The organism is Embleya sp. NPDC055664, from assembly GCF_053618075.1.
Window position 1 is genome coordinate 26196 of record NZ_JBSHGZ010000014.1, and the last position, 21698, is coordinate 47893.

Annotated in this window: 14 protein-coding genes and 1 pseudogene; 8 read left to right on the plus strand and 7 right to left on the minus strand. The window is 72.2% G+C overall.

The genetic code is table 11. The features are described from left to right. Window positions 1–76: 76 nt before the first annotated feature. Window positions 77–520, minus strand: a pseudogene (locus tag ACWGR4_RS22975) (SRPBCC family protein); the annotation flags it as partial. A 123-nt stretch (window positions 521–643) separates the two neighbouring features. Next, window positions 644–1573: a DNA-3-methyladenine glycosylase family protein gene (locus ACWGR4_RS22980; protein WP_395800264.1), complete on the minus strand. Its 930-nt coding sequence runs from the start codon at window positions 1571–1573 to the stop codon at window positions 644–646. Window positions 1574–1655: 82 nt separating this feature from the next. On the opposite strand from ACWGR4_RS22980, the gene ACWGR4_RS22985 reads away from it, so the two are divergent. Next, the gene (locus tag ACWGR4_RS22985; protein WP_452130747.1) at window positions 1656–2858 is read left to right on the plus strand and encodes a glycosyltransferase family protein; all 1203 of its coding nucleotides are present in this window, start codon (window positions 1656–1658) and stop codon (window positions 2856–2858) included. A 23-nt stretch (window positions 2859–2881) separates the two neighbouring features. On the opposite strand, the gene ACWGR4_RS22990 is transcribed toward ACWGR4_RS22985, so the two are convergent. After that, window positions 2882–4024: a peptidoglycan recognition protein family protein gene (locus tag ACWGR4_RS22990; RefSeq protein ID WP_452130746.1), complete on the minus strand. Its 1143-nt coding sequence runs from the start codon at window positions 4022–4024 to the stop codon at window positions 2882–2884. Between the two features lie 124 nt (window positions 4025–4148). Between ACWGR4_RS22990 and ACWGR4_RS22995 the strand changes: the two genes are divergently transcribed. The 7 genes from ACWGR4_RS22995 to ACWGR4_RS23025 all read left to right on the plus strand — a co-directional run bounded on the left by ACWGR4_RS22995 (window position 4149) and on the right by ACWGR4_RS23025 (window position 13789). Further along, a complete protein-coding gene (locus tag ACWGR4_RS22995; protein ID WP_452130745.1) occupies window positions 4149–4895 on the plus strand; it encodes a TIGR03089 family protein in 747 nt (248 codons plus the stop codon). Window positions 4896–4991: 96 nt separating this feature from the next. After that, entirely contained in the window at window positions 4992–6362 is a 1371-nt protein-coding gene (locus tag ACWGR4_RS23000) for an LCP family protein (protein WP_452130744.1), read from the plus strand. 256 nt (window positions 6363–6618) lie between these two features. Beyond that, window positions 6619–8688: an LCP family glycopolymer transferase gene (locus ACWGR4_RS23005; RefSeq protein ID WP_452130743.1), complete on the plus strand. Its 2070-nt coding sequence runs from the start codon at window positions 6619–6621 to the stop codon at window positions 8686–8688. Window positions 8689–8844: 156 nt separating this feature from the next. Next, a complete protein-coding gene (locus ACWGR4_RS23010) occupies window positions 8845–10350 on the plus strand; it encodes an LCP family protein (protein WP_379999912.1) in 1506 nt (501 codons plus the stop codon). Window positions 10351–10697: 347 nt separating this feature from the next. Continuing rightward, entirely contained in the window at window positions 10698–12539 is a 1842-nt protein-coding gene (locus ACWGR4_RS23015; protein WP_452130742.1) for an LCP family glycopolymer transferase, read from the plus strand. Window positions 12540–12723: 184 nt separating this feature from the next. Then, the gene (locus ACWGR4_RS23020) at window positions 12724–13215 is read left to right on the plus strand and encodes a GNAT family N-acetyltransferase (RefSeq protein ID WP_452130741.1); all 492 of its coding nucleotides are present in this window, start codon (window positions 12724–12726) and stop codon (window positions 13213–13215) included. Window positions 13216–13321: 106 nt separating this feature from the next. Further along, on the plus strand, window positions 13322–13789 hold the full coding sequence (locus tag ACWGR4_RS23025; protein WP_452130740.1) for a DUF6299 family protein: 468 nt from the start codon (window positions 13322–13324) through the stop codon (window positions 13787–13789). A 62-nt stretch (window positions 13790–13851) separates the two neighbouring features. On the opposite strand, the gene ACWGR4_RS23030 is transcribed toward ACWGR4_RS23025, so the two are convergent. The 4 genes from ACWGR4_RS23030 to ACWGR4_RS23045 all read right to left on the minus strand — a co-directional run bounded on the left by ACWGR4_RS23030 (window position 13852) and on the right by ACWGR4_RS23045 (window position 21654). After that, window positions 13852–16674, minus strand: a complete 2823-nt coding sequence (locus ACWGR4_RS23030) for a tetratricopeptide repeat protein (RefSeq protein ID WP_452130739.1) — start codon at window positions 16672–16674, stop codon at window positions 13852–13854. A gap of 10 nt (window positions 16675–16684) precedes the next feature. Then, entirely contained in the window at window positions 16685–18517 is a 1833-nt protein-coding gene (locus tag ACWGR4_RS23035; RefSeq protein ID WP_452130738.1) for an HSP90 family protein, read from the minus strand. Between the two features lie 152 nt (window positions 18518–18669). Beyond that, entirely contained in the window at window positions 18670–20049 is a 1380-nt protein-coding gene (locus tag ACWGR4_RS23040; protein WP_452130737.1) for an LCP family glycopolymer transferase, read from the minus strand. A 78-nt stretch (window positions 20050–20127) separates the two neighbouring features. Continuing rightward, a complete protein-coding gene (locus tag ACWGR4_RS23045) occupies window positions 20128–21654 on the minus strand; it encodes an LCP family protein (protein WP_452130736.1) in 1527 nt (508 codons plus the stop codon). Window positions 21655–21698: the final 44 nt, after the last annotated feature.

A 21698-nucleotide genomic window follows, 5' to 3' on the forward strand; every position in this document is an offset into this window, starting at 1 on the left:
GCGGCATGCCGGGGCCGGGGTAGGGCGGAGGCGGCGTCTGCGGCAGGTCGGCCGATCCGTGGCTGCCGGGCGGCTCGACCTCACCGCGCCAGCCGCCGGTCTCTTGGCCCCGCTCCTCCACGAACGTCTTGAAATGTTCCAGGTCGCCCTTGGTCCGGCCGCGGACGAAGCCGAGCTTGTCGCCGACCGTCTCCACGAGGCCGTCGGGGTCGAACTCCATCTGGAACATCACGCGGGTGTGTACGTCGTCGAGCCGATGGAAGGTGACCACACCCGCCTGGTGCGGGCCGTCCACGGTCTTCCACGCGACCCGCTCGTCGGGCCGCTGCTCGGTGATCTCGGCGTCGAACTCCCGGGTCACTCCGGCGATTTTGGTCACCCAGTGGGTGTGTGTCGCGTTGATCTGGTCGATCCGTTCGACCCCGCTCATGAACCGCGGGAACTCCCGGAACTGGGTCCACTGGTTGTAGGCGGTGCGGACCGGCACGTCCACGTCGATCGAGTGCTGGACGGTCGTCACGAGCACTTCCTCCTCGTTCTCGGTGTCGGTTCCGAGCTGCCGTGCTGCGCAGCCGGGTCCTTCACCCGAACGGCTGCCCGAGGCCCGGGGGCACAAACGTGGCGCCCGCCGAGGGACGGCCGTTCACAGGGTCCTGCCGGTGAAGTGCGGGCGCGGGGCATAGCGGGGCGCGCGGCGCGGGACCTTGACCCCCGACATGCGGATCAGCAGCGCGGCCCGGTGCCGGTTTCCCCCGTAGCAGGCGAGGAGTTCGAGCATTCCGGCGTCGTCCACGGCGTGCCCGGCGAGCGCGAAGCCGATGGTCTTGGGCAGGTGCAGGTCGCCCACGGACAGCGCGTCGGGGTCGCCGTGCGAGCGCTGCATGGTCTCGGCCGCGGTCCACACCCCGATCCCGGGCACCAGGCGCATCAGCCGGGCCGCCTCGGGATGCGACACCTCGGTGGTCGCCTCCAGGCGGCCCGCCACCCGGGTCGCCTCGATCACGGTGCGCGAGCGGCGCCCGTCCACTCCGGCGCGGGCCCAGTCCCAGGACGGGATCAGCGCCCAGGTACGCGCGTCGGGGATCACCCGCAGACCCGCCGGCGCCGGGCCGGGCGGGGCCTCGCCGTACTTGCCGAGCAGCAGCCGAAAGGCCCGGCGCGCCTCGATCGTGGTGACCTTCTGCTCCAGGATCGAGGGCACCAGGGCGGCCAGGACCAGCGCGCTGCGCGGCATCCGCAGGCCGGTGTACCGGCGTTGCGCGTCGCGCACGATCGGGTGGCGGGCGACGAGCGCGGCCGGGTCGTCGTCGGCGCCGAGCAGCGCCGGCAACGCGTGCAGCTGCCACTCGGCGCCCGGTCCCCACGCGCTCGCCTCGATCTCGCCGGTCGCGGGTCGGTCGATCACCCGCAGCGTGCACGGCCCTTCGGGGGTGCGCGAGGTGCGCCACACCGAGCCGTCGGCGCCCGCGTGGTACGTCGGATCGCTGTGTCCCCGGCGCAGTTGGCCGAGGGTGAGCCGGAGATCGAGGGCGAACCCGGGACGCCACACGCGCCGGTGGGCACTGGGGTGCAACGGGCTCTCCTCGGGGTCCGGGTTCGGACCGCCACGGTACCTTCCCGGTTTTGTGCCGATGTGCGCAGAGCAGACTTCAGCTATGCGGGTGATGGCGTTCGGCACCTATGACACGACCGTCCACCCCCGGGTGGGAATCCTCATCGAGGGCTTGCGGCGGCACGGCATCGAGGTGGTGACCTGCAACGTTCCGCTCGGCCACATGGACGCGGGCCCGATGGTCCCGCCGCCGTCGGCGCACCCCGGGATCCCCCGCCAGCGAATACGGCACGCGCGGTGCATCGCGGAGCTGGTGGCCAAGGCTCGGCGCGCGCCGCGTCCCGACGTGGTGATCGTCGGCTATCAGGGGCGGCTCGACATCCAGATCGCGCGACGGTTGTTCCCCGGGGTACCGCTGGTGCTGGACCACCTGGAGAGCGTGGACGACGTCGCCGATCGGCTGGGCCACGCCGCCCAGGCCGAACTGCGCAAGGTGGACCGGATCGAGCAGGCGGCGATCGCCGCGGCGCGACTGGTCCTGGTGGACACCGAGGAGCACCGCCGGGTACTCGCGCCGGCGCAGCGGGATCGGGCCGTGGTGGTGCCGATCGGGGCGGCGCCGGTGTGGTTCGACGCGGGGCGGGCGGGCCCGAAGACGTCCCTCGACCCGCTCGGCGACGCGTCGGCAGAGCCGCGACCCGAGCCGCCACCGGAGCCCGCGGCCGACTTCGAGCCGGGCTTTCGGCCGGGCGAGGACCTGCGGGTGATCTCGGTCGGGCTGTACTCGCCGGTGCAGGGCGCACCGGTGATCGGCGCCGCGCTCAGTCGGCTGGACGGCTATCCGATCACCGTGACCATGATCGGCCGCGGCCTCCAGGCCCAGCGCACGAAGGACCTGGTCGGGCCGAACGCGCCCCGGGTGACCTGGCGGACCTGGGTGCCCGAGGCCGAACTGCCGCGCCTGGTCGCCGCGCACGACGTGTGCCTGGGGGTGTTCGGCACCGGCGCCAAGGCGTTGCGGCTGGTGCCGAACAAGGTCTTCCAGGGCGCCGCGGCGGGGTGTGCGGTGCTCACCTCGGACACCGCGCCGCAGCGCCGACTGCTCGGCGCGGCCGGGTTGTTCGTCCCGGCGGGCGACTCCGACGCGCTGGCCGACGCGCTGCGCCGGCTGGCCCAGCATCCGCCGGAGGTGGCCCGACTGCGCGCGGCGGCGGTCGCGTTGGCGCGGGAGCGGTTCGTCCCCGAGGCGGTGGTCGAGCCGCTGGTGGAGCGCCTGCGGGAGATCGTGGACAAGGGCGTACGGTAGCCCGCCCGCCGCCGGCGCCGCGGTCAGCCCAGCCGCACGGATACGTCCTTGCGGATCGCGGGCAGTTGCTCGTAGAGCGCCTGGCCGGGGCATTCGGTGTTGAACGCGTCCCGGTGGCCGGAGATCACGTCGAAGGAGTGGGTCGTGCCCTTGGGGTAGCGGCTGCCGCTGTCGGAGGAGGTCAGCGTGACGCGGCCGGCCGGGTCGCGGTCGTCCAGGCCGAGCTTCCAGGCGATCAGGGTGGACAGCGCGATCAGCATCGGCCCGGGCGGCTCGGCGCTGGTGTAGGTGCCCATCGCGGCCACGCCCATGCTGTCCGTGTTGAAGCCGAGCGTGTGCGCGCCGAGCACCGGCTTGTCGACCCCGCCGGCGCGGCCCTCGAAGACCGTGCCGCACTGGTCGACCAGGAAGTTGTAGCCCACGTCGGCCCAGCCGTTGGTCAGCACGTGGTAGCGGTAGATCGAGCGGAGCACCTTGGGCGAGTCGCTGCACGGGAAGTCGTTGCCGTCGGCGGTGTGGTGCACGAACGCGGCGCGCACGGTGCCGGTGTACTTGAACTTCGCGTCCCGCAACGACTCGTCCGCACCCCAGTCGCGACGGGCCACGATCGCGGGCCGCTCGGCGCGGCCCTTGACCCGGCCGTCGACCCTGTTCGGCCGGGTCGGGCGCGGTGGCATGCGGTCGACGATCGACTCGCCGGGGTCGACGAGTTCGGCCCGCAGGTCCGCCGGCAGCGCTCCGGCGAGCACGCCCACGCGGATCTGGACACCGTCGGAACGACCGGCCCAGAACGGCTCGGTGCCGCCGCGGACACGGCCCTCGGCCGGCCCGCTCCCGTCGCCGCTCGCGTGCAGCGCGCGCCAGGGGCTCCACACCCCGCCGGTGCGGGTGCGTACGTGGACGGCCACCCGCGCGCCCGCGGCCGGGTCGGGGTCGGCCCAGGTGACGCCGAGCAACGAGAAGGCTGCGGTGTCGCGTTCGGCGGTCAGTACCCCGGTCCGGCCCTCGCGGGGCGCGGCGACGTCGGACTCCTGTTCGATCCCGGTCAGCGGGAGGGTGATCGTGGTACCGGGGGTGCCCGGTCCCGCGTCGGCCTGCGCGGGAGGTCCGGCGAGCACGGTCGGCACGGCGAGGGCGACGATCGACAGCACGATTCTGGTGAACACGGGCGGGCCCCTCCATCGTGGGCGGTGGAGTCGTTCGGGTGCCCGGTACCGCACAACGCTTGTATCAAATGCAGCAATTACACCCATTTGTCGTACGAATTCATCCGCTCGATAGGCTGGGCTCATGCCCAGCACTCCGGTCGATCAGTTGCGCTCCGCGCTCGCCGCCGACTCCGCGCGGCCCTTCACCACCTTCTACGACGACGCCACCGGCGAGCGGGTCGAGCTCTCCGTCGCGACGTTCGACAACTGGGTCGCCAAGACCGCGAATCTGCTGCGCGACGACCTCGCGGTCGAGCCCGGCGCCCGGGTGTCGCTGCTGCTGCCGGCGCACTGGCAGACCCAGGTGTGGTTGCTCGCCGCGTGGTCGCTCGGCCTGGCGGTGACCTTCGACGGCGATCCCGCCGACGCCGACGTGGTGGTGTCCGGCCCCGACACGCTCGACCGGGCGGCGACCTGCCCCGGCGAGCGGGTCGCCCTGGCGCTGCGGCCGATGGGCGGGCGCTTCCCCGAGCCGCCGGCCGGCTTCCTGGACTACGCGGCGGAAGTGGCCGGACACGGCGACCGGTTCGTGCCCGACGGCTCGGCGCGCGCCGATGCGCCGGCGCTGATCGAGGCCGGCCGCAAGTACACCGCCGGCGACCTGGCCGCGGCGGGCGAGGCCGCCGCGCGGGAGTGGAACCTCGGCCCCGGCGATCGCTTGCTCACCTCTTCGAGCTTCGCCCGAACGGGTGGATTGCGGGCGGGCCTGCTCGCGCCCCTGGCCGCGTCCGTACCCGTCGTCGTATGCCGTCACCTGGACGAATCCCTGCTGGAGCGGCGAATCGAGGCGGAGCGCGTCACGCGCGCCGTCACCCGTTCCGCCGACTAGTCCATGACAAGACGGGTCGGGCTGCGCTTTCGTGACCCCGACCGCCCGTAGTGCCGTGCCCGGCGGTCCCTCAGCAGGCGGGGAGGCGTGGGGTTCATGGACGTGTGGGATCACCTGTACCGGTCCGAACGTGCGCCCGAACCCGACGTGCCCGAAGACGTGCCCGAACCGGCGGCGTGCCCGGCGTACGAGTCCACCCCGGTCGACGCCGCCGCCGGTCGGGCCGCCACCCGGCGCGCGCGCCGCAGACGCAACCGGCGGCGCCGGGTGTTCCTGCCGATCGGGGTGGGCATCACGCTGATCCTGCTGACCGGCGTCTCGGCCGCCTACGTCGCGTACCGACGGCTCGACGGCAACATCAAGACCGACCCGGTCGACGGCAAGCTCAACGCCGACCGTCCCGACGCGGGCGGCAACGGCAAGGGCAAGCCGATGAATCTGCTGATCATCGGCTCGGACTCGCGGGCCGGCGAGAACCGCGCGCTCGGCGGCGGAGGCGACATCGGCGAGCGCTCGGACACCACGCTCCTCGTGCACCTGACGTCCGACCGCGAACACGCGGTGGTCATGAGCATCCCGCGCGACCTGCTGGTGACCGTGCCCTCCTGTGTGACCAAGGACGGGGCGCGCTCGGCCGAACAGCGCGGGGCGATGTTCAATTCGGCGTTCGAACTCGGCGGCGCAGCCTGTACGCGCAACACCGTCGAGAAGGTCACCGCGATGCGCGTGGACCACCACATCATCGTGGACTTCTCCGGCTTCAAGGGCATGGTCGACGCGGTCGGCGGGGTGGAGATCTGCCTGCCCAGGACCGTGCAGGACCGCGAGGGCAACATCTCGTTGTCGGCCGGCCGGCGCAAGGTGCACGGCCGGGAGGCGCTGGACTACGTACGGCTGCGCCACGACATCGGGCTCGGCGGCGACGGCAGCGACCTGGGCCGGATCAAGCGGCAGCAGGCGTTCGTGGCCTCGCTCGCCAAGCAGATCCGCAGCGGCGACACGCTGACCAGCCCGACCCGGCTGTTCACCCTCGCCGACGCGCTGACCAGGTCGATCCGGGCGGACGAGGGCCTGGACTCGGTCTCCGCGCTGGTCGATCTCGCGCGCGGGATGCGCGACCTGGAGACGAAGAACATCACCTTCGCGCACATCCCGGTGTACAACCCGCCGGACGACAACAACCGGGTCGCGCTGATCCAGCCCGACGCGCGGCGGTTGTTCGACGCGATCAACCACGACGAGCCGCTGGACGATCGGCGCAAACCGGGCACGGAACCGGCACCGGCCCCGGTCGCGCCGGCGGGTGGGGCGGTCCCGGCCGGTGCGCCCGCGCGAGCACTCGGCGGTCCGGGCGCGGTGCCGGCGTCCGCCGCGTCCGGGGCCGGCGCGGTTCCGGTCGAGCCGGTGAAGCCGCCGGTGAAGGCCGACACCCGCGACGGGGACCAGGACATCTGCAAGGCGAACTGATCGCGCGTCATCACGGCCGGAGGCCGGCACCCCACCTGGGGGCCGGCCCTGGGAGTCGCGCACGATAACGTGCCGGCAGCCGTGCGGGCCGGGTCGACACGTGGTGTTGCGACGGTTCGGCGTGACCTGTGTCACACGCACAAGGGTGCACGCAACTCGAAGAACCGGCGCCACGTCTATCAGTGCAACGGCCGCCCCACGCGCGGTTCGTCGCTTGATGAGCGTTGGGCGCCTTGGGGAAAGAAGCAGACACGACGTGAGTGACAGCGAACGGGCCGGCAAGCAGGCCGGATCCGGTCGGGACGCGAGCCCGGAAACGGCGCCCGAGACCCCGACCGAACCGGACATATCCACGACTCCGCCCCCGAACGGGCCGGTGGGGGACGGGGAAGCCGGCAACGCGCGGGATGCGGACGCGGTGGGCCCGGATGCCTCGGGCGCGGACGCGGGGCCCGCGACGCCGACTTCGGGTGCGGCGACCGGGCCCGACACGGTCGAACCGGTGGGCGAATCGGCAGCGGCCGGCCCTGTACCCGCACCGGGTGCGGGGGACGCCGCCGTGGCCGCCCATGCCGCAGAGGCGGGCGAGTCGGCCGAGGTCGGCGACGGCACAGCGGGCGAAGCGGCCGTGCCGGGCGACAGTCCGGCGGGCAACTCGGGCGAATCGGGCGGGGGTTCGGCGGCCGAGCCGGGCGACGGCACGGCGGCCGAGGTAGCCCCCGACGCGGCGGGTGTGGCGGCAGACGGCGCGACCGCCGAGGGCGCGGCGGCCGACGCGGCGGGTGCGGCGGGCGCTCCGGGCGACACCACCACGGCCGAGGGCGGCGACGGCGCGACCCCGGCTGGGACGGGTGCGGCGGGGCCCTCCACCGCCCCCACCACCACCCCTCCCCCGGCCGACGGCGACCCACTCACCGCCGCCGTGGCCGCGATGGCCGCCGACGGCGGCAAGGCGGCCGACCGGCGGACCCGGCGCGACCGGCGCCGCCGGGTGTACAAGCGCATCCTGATCGGCGTCACCGTCACCGTGGCCCTGAGCCTGGTCGCCGGCAGCGTCGTGGTCTACACCCTGTACCGCAAGCTGGACGGCAACATCACCACCGAGGACCTGAGCGCGAAGCTCGGCCCGGAGACCGAACGCCCGCAGGTGGCGGCCGGCACGCACGACGCGGCCAACATCCTGCTGATGGGCTCGGACGACCGCAGCGGCGACAACAAGCAGTACGGCGACGTCGGCGAGGGCACCAAGCGCTCCGACACCACGATCCTGCTGCACCTCGCCGCCGACCGGAAGAGCTCGGTCGCGGTCAGCATTCCGCGCGACCTGATGGTGGACATCCCCTCCTGCGTCCGGCCGGACGGCAGCAAGTCGCGGGCGTACCGGGACCAGTTCAACCACGCGTTCGAGATCGGCGGCGCCGCCTGCACGATCAAGACCATCGAACAGATGACCAAGGTCCGGGTCGACCACCACATCGTGATCGACTTCTCCGGCTTCAAGGAGATGGTCGACGCGGTCAACGGTGTCGAGGTGTGCCTGAGCCGCCCGATGCGCGACACCGCCGCCAAGCTCGACCTGCCGGCCGGCAAGCACAAGCTCGACGGCGAGCAGGCGCTCGGCTACGTACGCGCCCGCAAGAACGTCGACGACGGCAGCGACACCCAACGGATGACCCGACAGCAGCGTTTTCTGGCCGCGCTCGTTAAGAAGGTCAAGGTCGGCGACATGCTGACCCAGCCGTGGAAGTTGTACAACCTCCTCGACGCCGGAACCCGGTCGATCACCGCCGACCCGGGACTGAGCTCGCTCAAGGAGCTGATGGACCTGTCCGACAGCATCAAGGGCATCCCGAACGACAAGGTCGCGTTCCTGACCGTGCCCCGGCAGCCGTACCGGTTCGACACCGACCGGGACGAACTGGTCCAGCCCAAGGCGGACCGGCTGTTCGAGGCGATCCGCTTCGACCGGGTCGCGGTGGGCGCGGGCGTCAGCGGCAAGGACGAGAACGGCTTCGAGAACAACGGCGAGGTGCGGATCGAGCAGCCGGCGACCCCGCTGCCGTCCACCCGCACCACGATCGACGAGAACGGCGAACGGGTGACCGTCACCCCGACCGCCCCGGGCACGGGCGCGACCGGCAAGGGCTCCACGCGGTCCCCGGCCGGTTCCACCGCGTCGGGTACGGGGGCGCCCTCGTCGACGTCCACGGCAGACCCCACTTCGACCAGCGGCATCCCGTCGGCCAAGCCGACCACGCCCGCGGACACGAGCCCGATCGTCACCGTCTCGGGGCGGACGGCGGAACAGGACGTGTGCGCGGGCTGATTCATCGACACCGCATCAGGGAGAGCCGGGGACGTCGCCGACCGCGACGCCCCCGGCGGGTCGCCGGAGGGGACGCCACGCATGGGCACGGACGCGGAGACCGGAACCGGGGGAGCAGCGGCACCCGGTGGACGGGACGGACGCAGAAAGAGCACAGTGAAAAAGCGCCTCAAATGGATCGCGATCTCCGTGGTCGGTGTCCTGTTGATCCTGGCCGGCAGCGCGTACGGGTACATCCGGTACCTGAACGGGAAGCTGCACCACACCCAGATCACCGCCGACAAGAACAACCGACCACCGGCGTCCCCGAAGGACGCCCAGGGCCGAAGTCCGATGAACATCCTGCTGATCGGCAACGACAGTCGGATCGGCGAGGGCCGGCGCTACGGCGCGGAGGGGCACGAAGGGCTCGCCGACGTGGCGATCCTGATGCACCTGTCCGCCGACCGCTCCAACGCCACGCTGGTGAACATCCCCCGGGACACGATGGTGGACATCCCGCGATGTGAGATCGGCAAGGGCAAGGACAAGAAGGTCACCGAAGCCCGGTTCGGCCAGTTCAACGACAGCTTCCGCGACATCGGCGCGCCGTGCACGGTGGCGACCGTGGACCGGATGCTCCAGGTGCGCATCGACCACTACGTCGAGGTGAACTTCAAGGGCGTCCGCGACCTGACCGACGCGGTCGGCGGCGTGCCGATCTGCCTGGACGCGCCGATCCACGACCCGGTCCTGTCCGGGCAGCGCGGCGGCACCGGACTGGACCTGCCGGCCGGTCCGAACACGCTGAGCGGCAACGACGCGCTGCAATTCCTGCGCGCGCGGCACGCGTTCGGCGACGGCAGCGACCTGGCGCGGATCGAGGCGCAGAAGGTGTTCCTGGCGTCGCTGGCGCGCGAGTTGAAGAGCAACGCGAAACTGACCAACGTGGACGGCATGTTCCGGATCGCCAACAGTGCGGTCGGCGCGTTGACCGTCGACAACGACCTGGCGGGCGTGGACAAGCTGATCGACCTCGCCGACGAGATCAAGAAGGTGCCGGAAAAGCGCATGGCGTTCACCACGCTGCCGACCGAGACCTACCGGCCCGCGCCGGATCAGGTCCAGCCCAGACGGCCCGCCGCCGACAACCTGTGGGCCGCGATCCGCGCCGATCTGCCGTTGACCGCGGGCGATCCGGCCACGGATCCGCCGCCCGCGCCGGTGACCGAGACGCCGGCCCCGCCGCAGACGATCGCACCGTCCGACGCGGCGCAGATCCGGGTGACGGTGGACAGCGGGAGCGCGCGGAAACGAATCGCCCCGGTGGTCGACGCGCTCAAGCGGCTGGGTTTCAAGGCGACTTCGGGTACGTCCATGCCGGACGGGCGGGAACACGCCAACAGTCGGATCACCTACCCCGACGGCAAGCGGGAGCAGGCCGGGGCGATCGCCGTGGCGCTGAACCTGCCGGAGACCGCGCTGGAGGCGGCCCGTGCGGGGGAGACCACGATCAAGCTGCTGATCGGCGCGGATCTGCCCGACGCGGGTACCGGCGACAGCGGCGCGCCGACGGGTCCGGCGAGCGCCGGGCCCGAGCGGGTGCCGGAGCCGCCCAAGGCGGCCGACCTGAACCTGGAGACGGCCGACAACACGAAGTGCGCCTCACCGCGCCGGAAATGACCGGCGCCCGGTCGAGGGGGGCACGCGCGACGTGCGAATCAGGACGCTCGTGTGTGCTCCTCCTCGACCGGTCGACGACCGGTCCATGACCGGCTGTCGACCGACTGACGACGGATCGGGAACGGTCGGATCAGGTTTTTGTACCTTTTCCGATGATCCGAGTGTCAGGACTTCGCAGTCTCGGTGACCATGGCGAGATCTCGCCGGTTATGGTGGCTGCTTCATACCGACCATCACTTATCACCGTCGGGTTCCGTGGGTGGCTCCGGAACCCCGGTGTCGCCAAGAGGACCGTGCACAGCCGGGGGGACCGTGCGGCGGCGGGTACAGCCGGAGGGGATCTCGGCGTGAACAGAGGGAACGGGCCGCATCGTGGCGCGCCCGGGGACAACGATCCCCTGGGCGGCATGGACGACGCGGACGTCGCGGACATGTGGGTGATGAACCCGGACACCGGCAGCTTCGAGCTGCGGGCGCCGGGCGGCGGTGCGGTCGATGCCCCCGGCACGACCCGGCCGCGCACCCCCGGGGCGGCGGGTACGCCCGAGGGCCGGCGCCGGCCGTCGGCGGTGGAGGCCGCCTCGGGCCGGGGCACCGGCTCGGATCAGAGCGCCGGCACCGCTGCCGACGCGCCGCCGTCGTCGCGTCGGCGGGGCGCGGGAACGGCCCCCGCCGGGCGCGCGGGCGCCCGCAACGCCGCCGCGGGCAGGGACAAGGCCGCGCCCAAGAGCAAGGTGAAGAAGCGGCTCAAGTGGATCGCGCTCACCGTGGTGGGGCTGATCGTGGTGCTGGCCGGCACGGCGTACGGCTACATCAAGTATCTGGACAGCAAGATATCCACCACCGCGAAGAACGCGGGCAGCGAAGGCGTCCCCAAGGCGGAGGAGGACGCGTTCGGACGCAGGCCGCTGAACATCGTGCTGATCGGCAACGACAGCCGTAAGGGTCTCGGCAAGAAGTACGGCGCGTCCGAGCACACCGAGGGCCTGGCCGACGTCACGATCCTGATGCACGTGTCGGCCGACCGCAGCAACGCGACGCTGGTCAGCATCCCCCGCGACACCATGGTGCAGATACCCAAGTGTGTCGTGGACGGCAAGACGTATCCCGCGTCCAACGGGCCGCAGTCGTTCAACGAGAGCCTGGCCAACGGCGGTCCGCCGTGCACGGTGTCCACGGTCGACAAGATGCTCGGGGTCCAGGTGGACCACTACATCATGATCGACTTCACCGGCGTGAAGAAGATGACCGACGCGGTCGACGGCGTGGACATGTGCATCTCGGAGCCGATCAACGACCCGGTGCTGCCGAACCAGCAGGGCGGCACCGACCTCAAGCTCGACGCCGGCGACCAGAACCTCAGCGGGGAGACCGCGCTGAAGTTCCTGCGCGCGCGGCACGCCTTCGGCGACGGCAGCGACCTGGCCCGGATCAAGGCGCAGAAGGCGTTCCTGATGGCGCTCACCCGCAAGCTCAAGAACAGCGCGTCGTTGACCAATGTCCAGGGCATGTTCAAGATCGCCAACATCGCGGTGGAGTCGCTGACCGTGGACAAGGGCCTCGGCGGCGTGGACAAGCTGATCTCGCTCGGCAACCAGTTGAAGAAGGTCCCCGAGAAGCGGATGGCGTTCACCACGCTGCCGGTCGAGGAATACCCGCCGCTGCCCAAGGTCAAGGTGCAGCCGAAGCAGCCCGAGGCCAACAACCTGATGGCGATGCTGCGTACGGACACCGCGGTCACCAAGGACGACAAGCCCGCGGAGCAGCCGGCGGCCCCGCCGACGCCGGAGGCGCCGAAGGTGGACCCGGCCACGCTCAAGGTCGACGTCCGCAACGGCAGCGGGGTCAACAAGCGGGCCAACGAGGTGGCGGCGGACCTGGTCGGCCGCAGGTTCGTCGCGGTCAGCGCGGGGAACGCGAAGGACGGCAAGACCCACACGACCAGCTCGATCACCTACCCCAAGGGCCGCCTGGACGCCGCCAAGGCCCTGGCCGCCGCGACGGGCCTGCCCGACAGCGCCCTGACCGAGAGCACGTCCACTGCGGTAACCCGCTTCGAACTCCTGATCGGCAAGGACTACCCGGGCACCGCCCCACCCAACAACGCGGCCCCGCCCACGGATCCCCCCAAGAACATCGACATGGAAACAGCCGACAAAAACATCTGCGCGCCCAAGAAAAACCGCTGACGCACCCCACCGACGGCCGCGCCTCGCCCCCGAAAAGAGGGAGGAGGCGCGGCCGTCGCACACCCAATCCCCCACCACCCGGCCACCGGACGGCGAAGTGTGCCGCCGGGCGCCGGGCGGGCGGCGGGCGGCGGGCGGCGGAATGGAGTTGACGGAGGGGTTGGGGGGTGGGGAGGGTTCGAGGATGGAGGGGTTTCGGGTGGTGCTTCGGCGGTTGGACGAGGAGTTGTCGGCCTCCCTGTTGGATGCGGCCGTGCGCGGGGCCGAGCCGGGGGAGGTCATGCCCGTCGAGGCCGGGGCGAACGGGTGGACCGCCGATCGGCGGGCCGCGTTCTTGGCCTTTCATCACGAGTGGGCCGCCACGCCCACCACCTACGCGATCCTGGTCGACGACGTGGTGGTCGGCGCCGCCCGCCTCCAGCCGACTCCGGACGGGGACCTGGAGACCGGCCTGTGGATCGGCCGCGAACACCGCGGCCGAGGTGTGGGCCGCGCCGTCGTCGCCCTCCTCCGCGCCGAAGCCCGAGCCCAGGGCGCGCCCCGCGTCGTCGCCACCACGACCGACGCCAACACCGCCGCCCGACGCCTCCTCACCGGCGCCGGCGCCCACCTGCACACGCGCGCCACCCCCACCCCCCACGGCGACACCATCGAAGCCATCCTCGACATCGACTGACCCGACCCCCTCCCCGCGCTTCGGCGGCCGGCGGTACGCCTCGGCCTCGTTCCCCCGTTCGTACGCGTGCACGGAACCTTCGGGGGTGCGGATCGTTGGCGTCGGCATGATGATCAGTTCCGGCCGTAAGGCCATGGCCCTGTCCGTAGGATTCGCCGGGCTCGCACTCGCGTTCGTCCCCGTCGCCGCACAGGCACAGGCGCAACCGCACGCACGGCGGCTCCCGGTCGCGGGCGACCAGGTTTCGCTCGACCCCACCGTGTGGGTGGCGGCCGACGGCACCGTCACGGTCTCCGGCACCTACAGCTGCGCGGCCGAGCACACCGGGAGCGTGTTGGTCGGCGGCACCGTCAGCCAGGCCGGCCGGAACTTCTCGGTCGGTGGCAGCGCCGCCACGTGCGATGGCCTGACGCACGACTGGCACAGTTCCGCGCGGCCTCCGCTCGACTTCGTGCCCGGTCCCGCACGCGCCGACGCGACGCTGCTCGAACTCCTGCCCGGCGAAGGTGTGGTCCCCGTGGTGCCGAACATCCTCGCGCAGAGCGCGCGCGACGTGACGATCACCCCCGCCTGACCCCAAGCCCGGCCTGATCCCAAGCCCGGCCGGACACCCCGCCCGGCCGGGCTCCTCCGGGCTCAGGCCCGGTCCAACTCCTCGCGCAGCTCCGTCAGTTCCTCCACTGCCGTGACCCCGCTCGTCGCGCACACCTTCAGCGCCACGTCCAACCGGGTCACCGCCGCCGGCCGCTCGTCCAGACCGAACGCCTCGATGCGCGCCGCCAGTTGCACCGCGTCCAGGTAGCCGTCGGCCTCCTCCGGCAGCACCGCCACATACGCCGTCGCCGCCTTGTCCGCCGCCGCCCGTGCGGGGTGCAGCCGGTCGGCACGGGCCAGCAGGTGGGCCAGTTGGTGGTGCGTACCCGCCCGCTCGACCGCGAGCATCGTCGCCTCGTCGTCCGCCGCCCCCGCACCGGTCTCGGCGCCCGCCAGCTCCCGCAGCGCCTCGGCGAACAGCGCCACCGCCCGGTCCACCCCCGACGGGTCCTCCCGGTCGGTGCTGCTCGCGATGTTCCACGCCTTCGCCCGCAGCGCCCGGACCGTCTCGCGCACATCCCCCTCGGCGCGCAGCAGTTCGATCGCCCGCCCGAACGCCGCCTGGGCCTGCGGCGCCATCCCCGCGTCGTCGAGCGCGTGTGCCGCGGCCACCGCCAGCTCCGCCTGGGTCGCCCGGTCGGCCACCTTCACCGCGGTCTCCGCCGCCATCGCCAGGTGCCGGGCCGCCTCCCGGGTGTCGCCGAGTCGGCGCAGGCACAACCCGAGCGCCCAGCGTTCCTGCATCGCGTGTTCGGGGCCGTGGTGCTCCTCGACCTCCGGAAGCAACTCCTCCAGGATCGCCGCGGCCTCCGCGTCCCGACCCAGGCCGAACAACATACCCACCGCGCCCCGTCGGCAGGCCGCGGCCATCTCCGGGTCGCCCTCGTCGTCGAAGACGTGCGCGGCCTCCAGCGCGAACGGCAGCGCGTCCTCGGGCCGGTTCTGCGCCCCGATCGCGTTGGCCAGCATGGTCAGCGCGTGTCCCACCGGGAACTGCGGCTCGGTGTAGAACGCGGCCGTCTCCAGCGCCGCCCGCATGTCCGCCTCGGCCGCCGCCGGGTCGGCGAGCCGCATCCGCACCTGGCTGCGCAGGAACAGCGGCCGGCAGGCCAGCCACGGCCGCTCGGCCTCGCGGCACAGCGTGATGGCAGCGCTCAGGTCGGCCTCGGCGTCCGCCGTCCGGTCGTCCTGCAACGCCCGCTCGGCCCGGATGTGCAGGGCGGCCGACTGGCGGTGCCGCAGCCCGTGGTCGCGGCCCAGGTCGTGCAGCTCGGTCAGGATCGCGTCCGCGTCCTCGCTCGCCAACGCCACGATCGCGCGGTGGTGCAGGACCAGCGCGAGCGGCGCCGCGTCGTCCGGCAGGAATGCGGCGGCCTTGACCTGCGCCGCCTCGAACAACGCGAGCGCGTCCGGCTCGTCGGCGCGGAACCGGGCCATCGCGAGCCGCACCTCGGCGCCCACCGCCCGCCCCGCCGCGTCCGCCGCCCGATAGCCGGCAGCGGCCCGGTCGAGCGCCGCGGCGCCGGCCGCGAACTCGCCCTCCTCGACCAGCTCGATGCCGTCCGCCTCGGTGATCGCGGCAAGCGCGAACGGGTCCACGTCCTGCCCCTGCGCCCGCGCCGCCGCCGCGTAGTCCCGCCAGGCGGCCTCCGCCCGGGGATGCCCCTGCTCATCCAACTCACGTGCATAGGAAAGCAGTTCCGCAACTCCCCGCCCGGACACCGCAGTTGTCGCCGGAGCAACGGCAGCCCGCGTCGCCACCCGGACCGAACGCAGGCCCAGCGGCAGCGAATCCGCCACCGGGGCCGCCGCCAACCGGCGCCGCACTCGCGAACTCACCGCGTCGTTCCCGTTGCGCGCGTCGAAGCGCGCGGCGATCTCGAACAGCTCCCGCTCGACCGTCTCGCCCAGCCCACCGGCGGTGGTGTCCTCGAACACCACCAGCTCCGGCCCGCCCACCGCGACCAGACGCCGCAGCAGCACCGCGACGCCGGCCAGGAAGTCGGAGTGGTCCGACGGGTCGCTCTGCGGACGCGCCAGCCAGGCCCGGTGCTCGGCCAGGATCTCGATCCCGCGCCCCTCGTTGCCGGTCAGCGCGCAGAACTCGATGTGCTCGGCGACCGCCGCGTACGTGCTCACCTTGCCCCGCACCGACCGGTAGCCGCGCAGGTGGTGCGCCCGGGCCCGGTCCGGGCTGCCCTCGCGCACCAGCGGCAACATCGACGTGGCCAGCGAGACCTGCGGCTCCTCCGCGCAGGTGAGCGCCCCGTCCAGGGTCGGCGCGAGCAGTTCCAGCGCGTCCGCGTCCCGGCCCTGCGCGATCAACCAGCGTGCCTGCTCGCGCCGTTCGCACGCGTCGCAGTCGGCCAGCCGGTCCCGGTCCGCCGCCAGCCACGCCTCGAACGCCTCGGTGGTCTCCGCGTCGGCGCCGATGTGCCGGGCCAGGTAGAACCGGCTCTGGTGCACCGGCCGCAGGCTGTGTCCGGCCGTGCGGTAGCGGCGTTCCATGTCGGCGAGGTAGCCGCGGATCGCGGTCAGCGGCACCTCGGGCACCGAGAGCAGCGAACTGGTGATCCACTTCAGATCCCAGAACAGGTGGTGCGTCAACTGCTCGTCGAAGCCCTCCGGGTGCTCGTCCCACAGCTTGAGCAGCCGGGACAGCGGCACCGGGGTGCGCGGCGACTCGCCGCCGTAGTTGTACGCGGTGATCAGCCGCAGCAGCGCCCAGGCGAGGTTCTCGTCGTTGCCCATACGTTCGGCGACGGTGACCAGTTCCTCCGCCCGGGCGGTGCGGGCCTTGCCGTAGGGCTGTTCCTCGTTCGCGTCCAGGGCAGCGAAGAACCCGGCGTCGTCACGGATTTCCATCACAGGGTTCCTATTCGGCGGGGTTCGGCTGGTGGACGGCGCGCTCGAGCAGGCCGAGGAAGGATCGGCCGAGCAGGCCGGTCTCGGCCGCGGTGAGCGGACGGTGGCTGAGCAACAGGGCCTGGCCGTAGAGCCCTTCGACCGCGGCCCGGGCCAGTTCCGGATCCGCCAGGCCGGCGATCCGGCGGACCAGCGGGTTGAGATGGTTGAGCACGAGCTGCGCGCGCGGGCCCTGGTTGCGCAGCGAGCCGAGGATCCCCGACCACAGGTCGTCACCGCGCCCGGCCGCGTCCTGCTCGGCCTCGGCCCGACCCCGCTCCCCGCGCGCATCGCGCCCGTCCAGCAACAGCGCGGGCACGGTCACCGGCTGGAACGTGCGCAGCGACAGGTCGCACGCGAGCGGGTCCAGCGCGGCCCGCGCGTGCGCGAGGAAGCTCGCCGCACCCAGTTCCACGGCCGGGTCGACCGCGTCCAGGTGCGCGGTGACGGTGTCCGGGTCGAGTTCGGCGACGGTGGTGCCCGGCCGGATCTCCGCGAGCCGGTACACCAGGTCCAGATCGTAGGTGTAGCCGCCGTTGACCACGCCGAGGCCGGCCGCCGCCGCGATCGGCGCGACCTGCCGATACTCCTCGACCGTCGAGGTCACGTGCACGACCGGGTGCCGGCGGGCGAACTCGTCCAGCGCGATCCGCCCGTCGGTGGTCTCGAACGGCAACCACGGCAGCACCAGGCGCAGCAGTTCGTCGTCGTGCCGGGCCAGTGCCTTGACGCCGAGGTGATGCACACTCAAAAACCGGGCCAGGCGCGGCTGGTCGTGCGCGGCCAGGTCCGCGAGCCAGTCCCGGATGTGCCCGCCGAGCGCGTCGCGCACCCCGGCCAGCGACTCGTCGTCGTACAGGCTCTCCCGCGACGCGGTGGGCCGCAACGTGTCGGTGTCCACCACGCAGCGCACGAAGAACGCCCAGTCGGGCAGCAGCCCGTCGGCGTTCTCGGTGAGCAACATGCCCTTGAGATGCACGCGGTGCTTGCCGCGCATCGCCGGACTGACCGCCTCCGGCAGGACGAACGCGGCGCCGCGCACGCCCGCGAGCGGTACGTCGAGGTCGATCACGTCCAGCGGAGTGAAGCCGAGCCGGCTCTCGCAGTAGGCGGTCAGCGCGGCCCGCCGCAGACCCACCGTCGGGTACGGCCGGTCCCACACCGCGGGGGTGTCGGTGATCGGAGTGTGCTCGCCGCCGGCCACCACGGTGACCCGGTAGGGCAGCAACGCGCCGAAGTCGCGGGCCAGTTCGATCACCCGCTCGGGGGCGAACCACGCCTCGCTGCCCCGACGCGGAGTCAGGAACACGGTGGTGCCCGGCACTTCGTGTGCGCTCGGGTCCAGGGTGCGAACCGTGTAGCGGCCGTCCGAGCCCGCCTTCCACTCCACCGGCGCCGCGTCGGTCAGCGCCGAGCGGGTCACCACGGTGATCTCGTCGGCGACCACGAAGCAGGCGAGCAGGCCGATGCCGAACTGGCCGATGTAGTCGCGCCGCGCGCTCTCCAGCGCGTCGCGCTTGGAGCTGCGGCCGATGGTGGCCAGGAAGCGGTGCACGTCGGCCTCGGTCAGCCCGACCCCGGTGTCGGCGACGCGCAGCCCGCCGTCGGCGACCGTGATGGTGATCGCCGCCTCGGCCTGCGGATCGACGGCCCGCCGCGCGGTGACCGCGTCGACGCCGTTCTGCAGCAGCTCGCGCAGGTATACCCGAGGGCTGGAGTAGAGGTGGTGCGACAACAGGTCGACCAGACCCCGCAGATCGACCTGGAAGGTGTGGTCTGCGTCGGATATCGCGGCGTCGTTCATGCGGAGTCAGTCACCTCGGGGCAGGGTCGCCGGCCGACATCCCGGCCGAGTGCCGATGGTACGAAACGACGGGGACAGGCGGCGAGTCACTTGTCGACCATCAGTCACCACGGGCGGGACGGGGCGCCACGATCCGGCGCCCCGTCCCCGGGTCAGTTCTTGGCCGCGTCCACCGTGCGTCCGTCGCGCAACGCCTGGAACAGCGCCTTGGCCCCCTTGTCGTCCCACAACACGGTCGAGCCGATGTCCTTGACCATGTGGCCGGGGTTGGCGATCGGCACCGTGGTGGTGACGCCCTTGCCGCCGGACAGGCTGCCCATGTCCTTGAACAGGTCGTACAGGTCGAACAGGCCCGCGTCGTCGTCCACCGTCACCGCGCTCAGCGAGGCGTCGGCGACCGGGAAGGCGCTGAACGGGTTGAGCAGGATCCCCGCCGACTTGGCCTTCTTGGCCAGCGCGCTGAGGAACATCTGCTGGTTCTCCATCCGGGCCAGGTCCGAGCGCGCCGGGTCGTAGTAGCGCGAGCGCACGAAGGCCAGCGACTGCTCGCCGTTCAGCGTCTGGCAGCCGGCCTCCAGGTTCGCCCCGGACTTCGGGTCCTTGATCGGCCCCTTGAGGCAGATGTCCACACCGTCCATCGCGTTGACGATGTTGTTGAACCCGCCGAACCCGATCTCCGCGTAGTGGTCGAGCCGAATGCCGGTGGCCATCTCCACGGTGCGGGCGAGCAGCGGCGCGCCGCCCTTCTCGAAGGCCGCGTTCAGCTTGTTCTTCTGCGCCTTGACCGTCTTGCCGTTCTTGCTGAAGGCGGGGATGTCCACGTACGAGTCGCGCGGCAGGCTGATCAGCGCGGTGCCGCCCTTGCCCTTGTGCAGCAGCATCATCGAGTCGGTGCGCTTGCCCGGGGCCTTGCCGGTGTGCAGCTTCTTGCGGTCGGTCGCGTCCAGACCCTCGCGGCTGTCCGAGCCGACGATCAGCCACGTGGTGCCCTCGATGCCCTTGGGCCGGCCCGCGTAGTTGTCCAGCACGTCCTCGTGCCGGATCTTCGAGTCGGCCCAGAAGTAGGTCACCACGCCGAACGTGAGCACGAGCGCGACGAAGATGCCGACCCCGATGAGGATGCGCTTCTTGATATTGACCGGACGCCGGGGGCGCGCGGGCGGGCCGGCCGGGCCGTCGGGACCACCGGGGCCGTCCGGACCCCCCGGTCCGCCCGGCTCGCCCGGAGCGCGCTGCGGCGGCGGCCCGGGCGGCGCGGCGTTCGCGTCGGCGTACGACGGCTGGGGCGGGTAGCCGTCCGCGCCGGGCGGCCCCTGCACCGGCGGCACGCCGCCCGGCCCGGCCGTGCCCGATTGCGGACGCGGGTAGCCGTCGGGGGTCCGGGGCGGCGGCGGGTATCCGCTCGGGCTTTGCGCCGGCGGCGGTGGATAGCCGCCCGCGGCGTTCCCGCCGGGGCGGCTCGGAATCGTTCCCGGGGGAGGCTGCTGCGGCTGCTGGTCGCCATCCGCCCACCCCGGCGGCCACGTGTTCATGACCCCGAAGCTGTCACTGGATCAGCCCCGAGGCAACCGAATGCCGAACTCGGCGACCATCTGTTCCACACTTGATGCTCACTTCTTACATGAGACCTCATCGCCGGATTTGGCGGAGTATGCCGGACCCGGCGACGCCGGGTCGGTCGGGGGCGCCTCGGTGTTGGTACCGCCGACCCGAACCGGGGTCAGGCCCGGATACGACGAGCCCACGATCACCTCGATCGTCCGGCCCAGGCCGGTGACCTGCTCCGAGGTCGCGCCCGGCAGCGCGGCCTGCACCGTCTTGACCGAGCGGTTCCACTTGGGGTCGTAGCGGATGATCGTACGCGTCCCGTCCGAGGCGTTGGAGCTGCGCGGCTGACCGGCCATGACGAAGCCCGCGCCCTTGAGGTCGTCGTACGCGCGCGTGCCCGGGCTCGTGGCCGGCGTGCCGTTGTACACCTGCACCGAGATGTCGCCCGGCGCCACCTCCACCGACACGGGCGAGGGCGCGGCGGCGGTGCTCGGGCTCGGCCCGTCGGCCTTCTTCTCCGGCGGCGCGATCAGGTCCTTGTCCTCGCGGATCGCCCGGAACAGGCCGGGGGCCTTGGCGTCGTCCCACAACACCGTCGAGCCCCACTCCGGGACCTGGTGGTCGATGCTCTTGAGCGGCACCTGGGCGTAGGTCACGCCCGAGTTGGACAGGTTGCGCATCTTGGTACCCAGTTCCAGGAAGGACTGCGAGCTCATCCCCTCGTCCACCTTGATCGATCCGAGCACCGCGTCCAGCACGTTCTTGAGCTTGAGCGGGTCGGTCAGCGTGCCGGAGGAGGTCGCCTTCGCGAGCACCTGGGTGATGAACTTCTGCTGGCGCTGGGTGCGGCCGATGTCGCCGGTCGGGTCGCTGGCGATGTAGCGGGCGCGGACGAACTGCAGCGCCTTGACGCCGTCCAGTTTGCTGGTGCCGGCGGGCAGGTCCAGGCCCGACTTGGGGTCGCGCAGCGCCTTGGGCGTACACATCTCGATGCCGCCGAGGGTGTCCACGACGCTGACGAAGGAGACGAAGTTGACCTCGATGTAGTGGTCGATCCGGATCCCGGTGGCCTTCTCCACGGTGGCCACGGTCAGCGACGGGCCGCCGAGCGTGTACGCGGCGTTGATCTTGCCCTTGGACGGGCCCCGCTGCTGCCCGGTGGTCTTGTCCTTGTGCGCGGGGAAGTCCACGTAGCTGTCGCGCGGCAGGCTGGTGATGGTGGCCCGGTCCCGCTTGCCGTTCAGGTGCACGATCATGATCGTGTCGGTGCAGTCGCACGACTCGCCGCCCGCGTGCAGCTTGTTCAGCGTCTCCCTGGGGATGCCCTCGCGGTTGTCGGAGCCGACGATCAGGAAGTTCAGGTCCTTGCCGGATCCGGTGTCCGGACGGTCCGTCAGACCCTTGAACGGGTCTATCCGTTGGATCTTCCCGTCGAAGTGCTTCACCCAGGCCCAGCCGATGCCGCTGGTGGCCAGGATCGCCGCGGCCAGCGCGCCGGTGAGCAGCACCAGCCAGTTGCGGCCGACGCGCTGCCCGTTCCGGTCGCCCTGGGGGCTTCTCGCCGAGGATCGGCCGCCGGTTGTCGCCATGGGGTGCGGTGTCCCTCCTCGCGGACCGATCTCGTCCCGCCGTT

Excerpts from the sequence above, each read along its gene's own strand:
- ACWGR4_RS23020 (WP_452130741.1), top strand. The coding sequence starts at position 12,724 with ATGGAGGGGTTTCGGGTGGTGCTTCGGCGGTTGGACGAGGAGTTGTCG.
- ACWGR4_RS23040 (WP_452130737.1), bottom strand. The coding sequence starts at position 20,049 with ATGAACACGTGGCCGCCGGGGTGGGCGGATGGCGACCAGCAGCCGCAG.
- ACWGR4_RS23035 (WP_452130738.1), bottom strand. The coding sequence starts at position 18,517 with ATGAACGACGCCGCGATATCCGACGCAGACCACACCTTCCAGGTCGAT.
- ACWGR4_RS23045 (WP_452130736.1), bottom strand. The coding sequence starts at position 21,654 with ATGGCGACAACCGGCGGCCGATCCTCGGCGAGAAGCCCCCAGGGCGAC.
- ACWGR4_RS23025 (WP_452130740.1), top strand. The coding sequence starts at position 13,322 with ATGATGATCAGTTCCGGCCGTAAGGCCATGGCCCTGTCCGTAGGATTC.
- ACWGR4_RS23000 (WP_452130744.1), top strand. The coding sequence starts at position 4,992 with ATGGACGTGTGGGATCACCTGTACCGGTCCGAACGTGCGCCCGAACCC.
- ACWGR4_RS22985 (WP_452130747.1), top strand. The coding sequence starts at position 1,656 with ATGCGGGTGATGGCGTTCGGCACCTATGACACGACCGTCCACCCCCGG.
- ACWGR4_RS23030 (WP_452130739.1), bottom strand. The coding sequence starts at position 16,674 with ATGGAAATCCGTGACGACGCCGGGTTCTTCGCTGCCCTGGACGCGAAC.
- ACWGR4_RS22995 (WP_452130745.1), top strand. The coding sequence starts at position 4,149 with ATGCCCAGCACTCCGGTCGATCAGTTGCGCTCCGCGCTCGCCGCCGAC.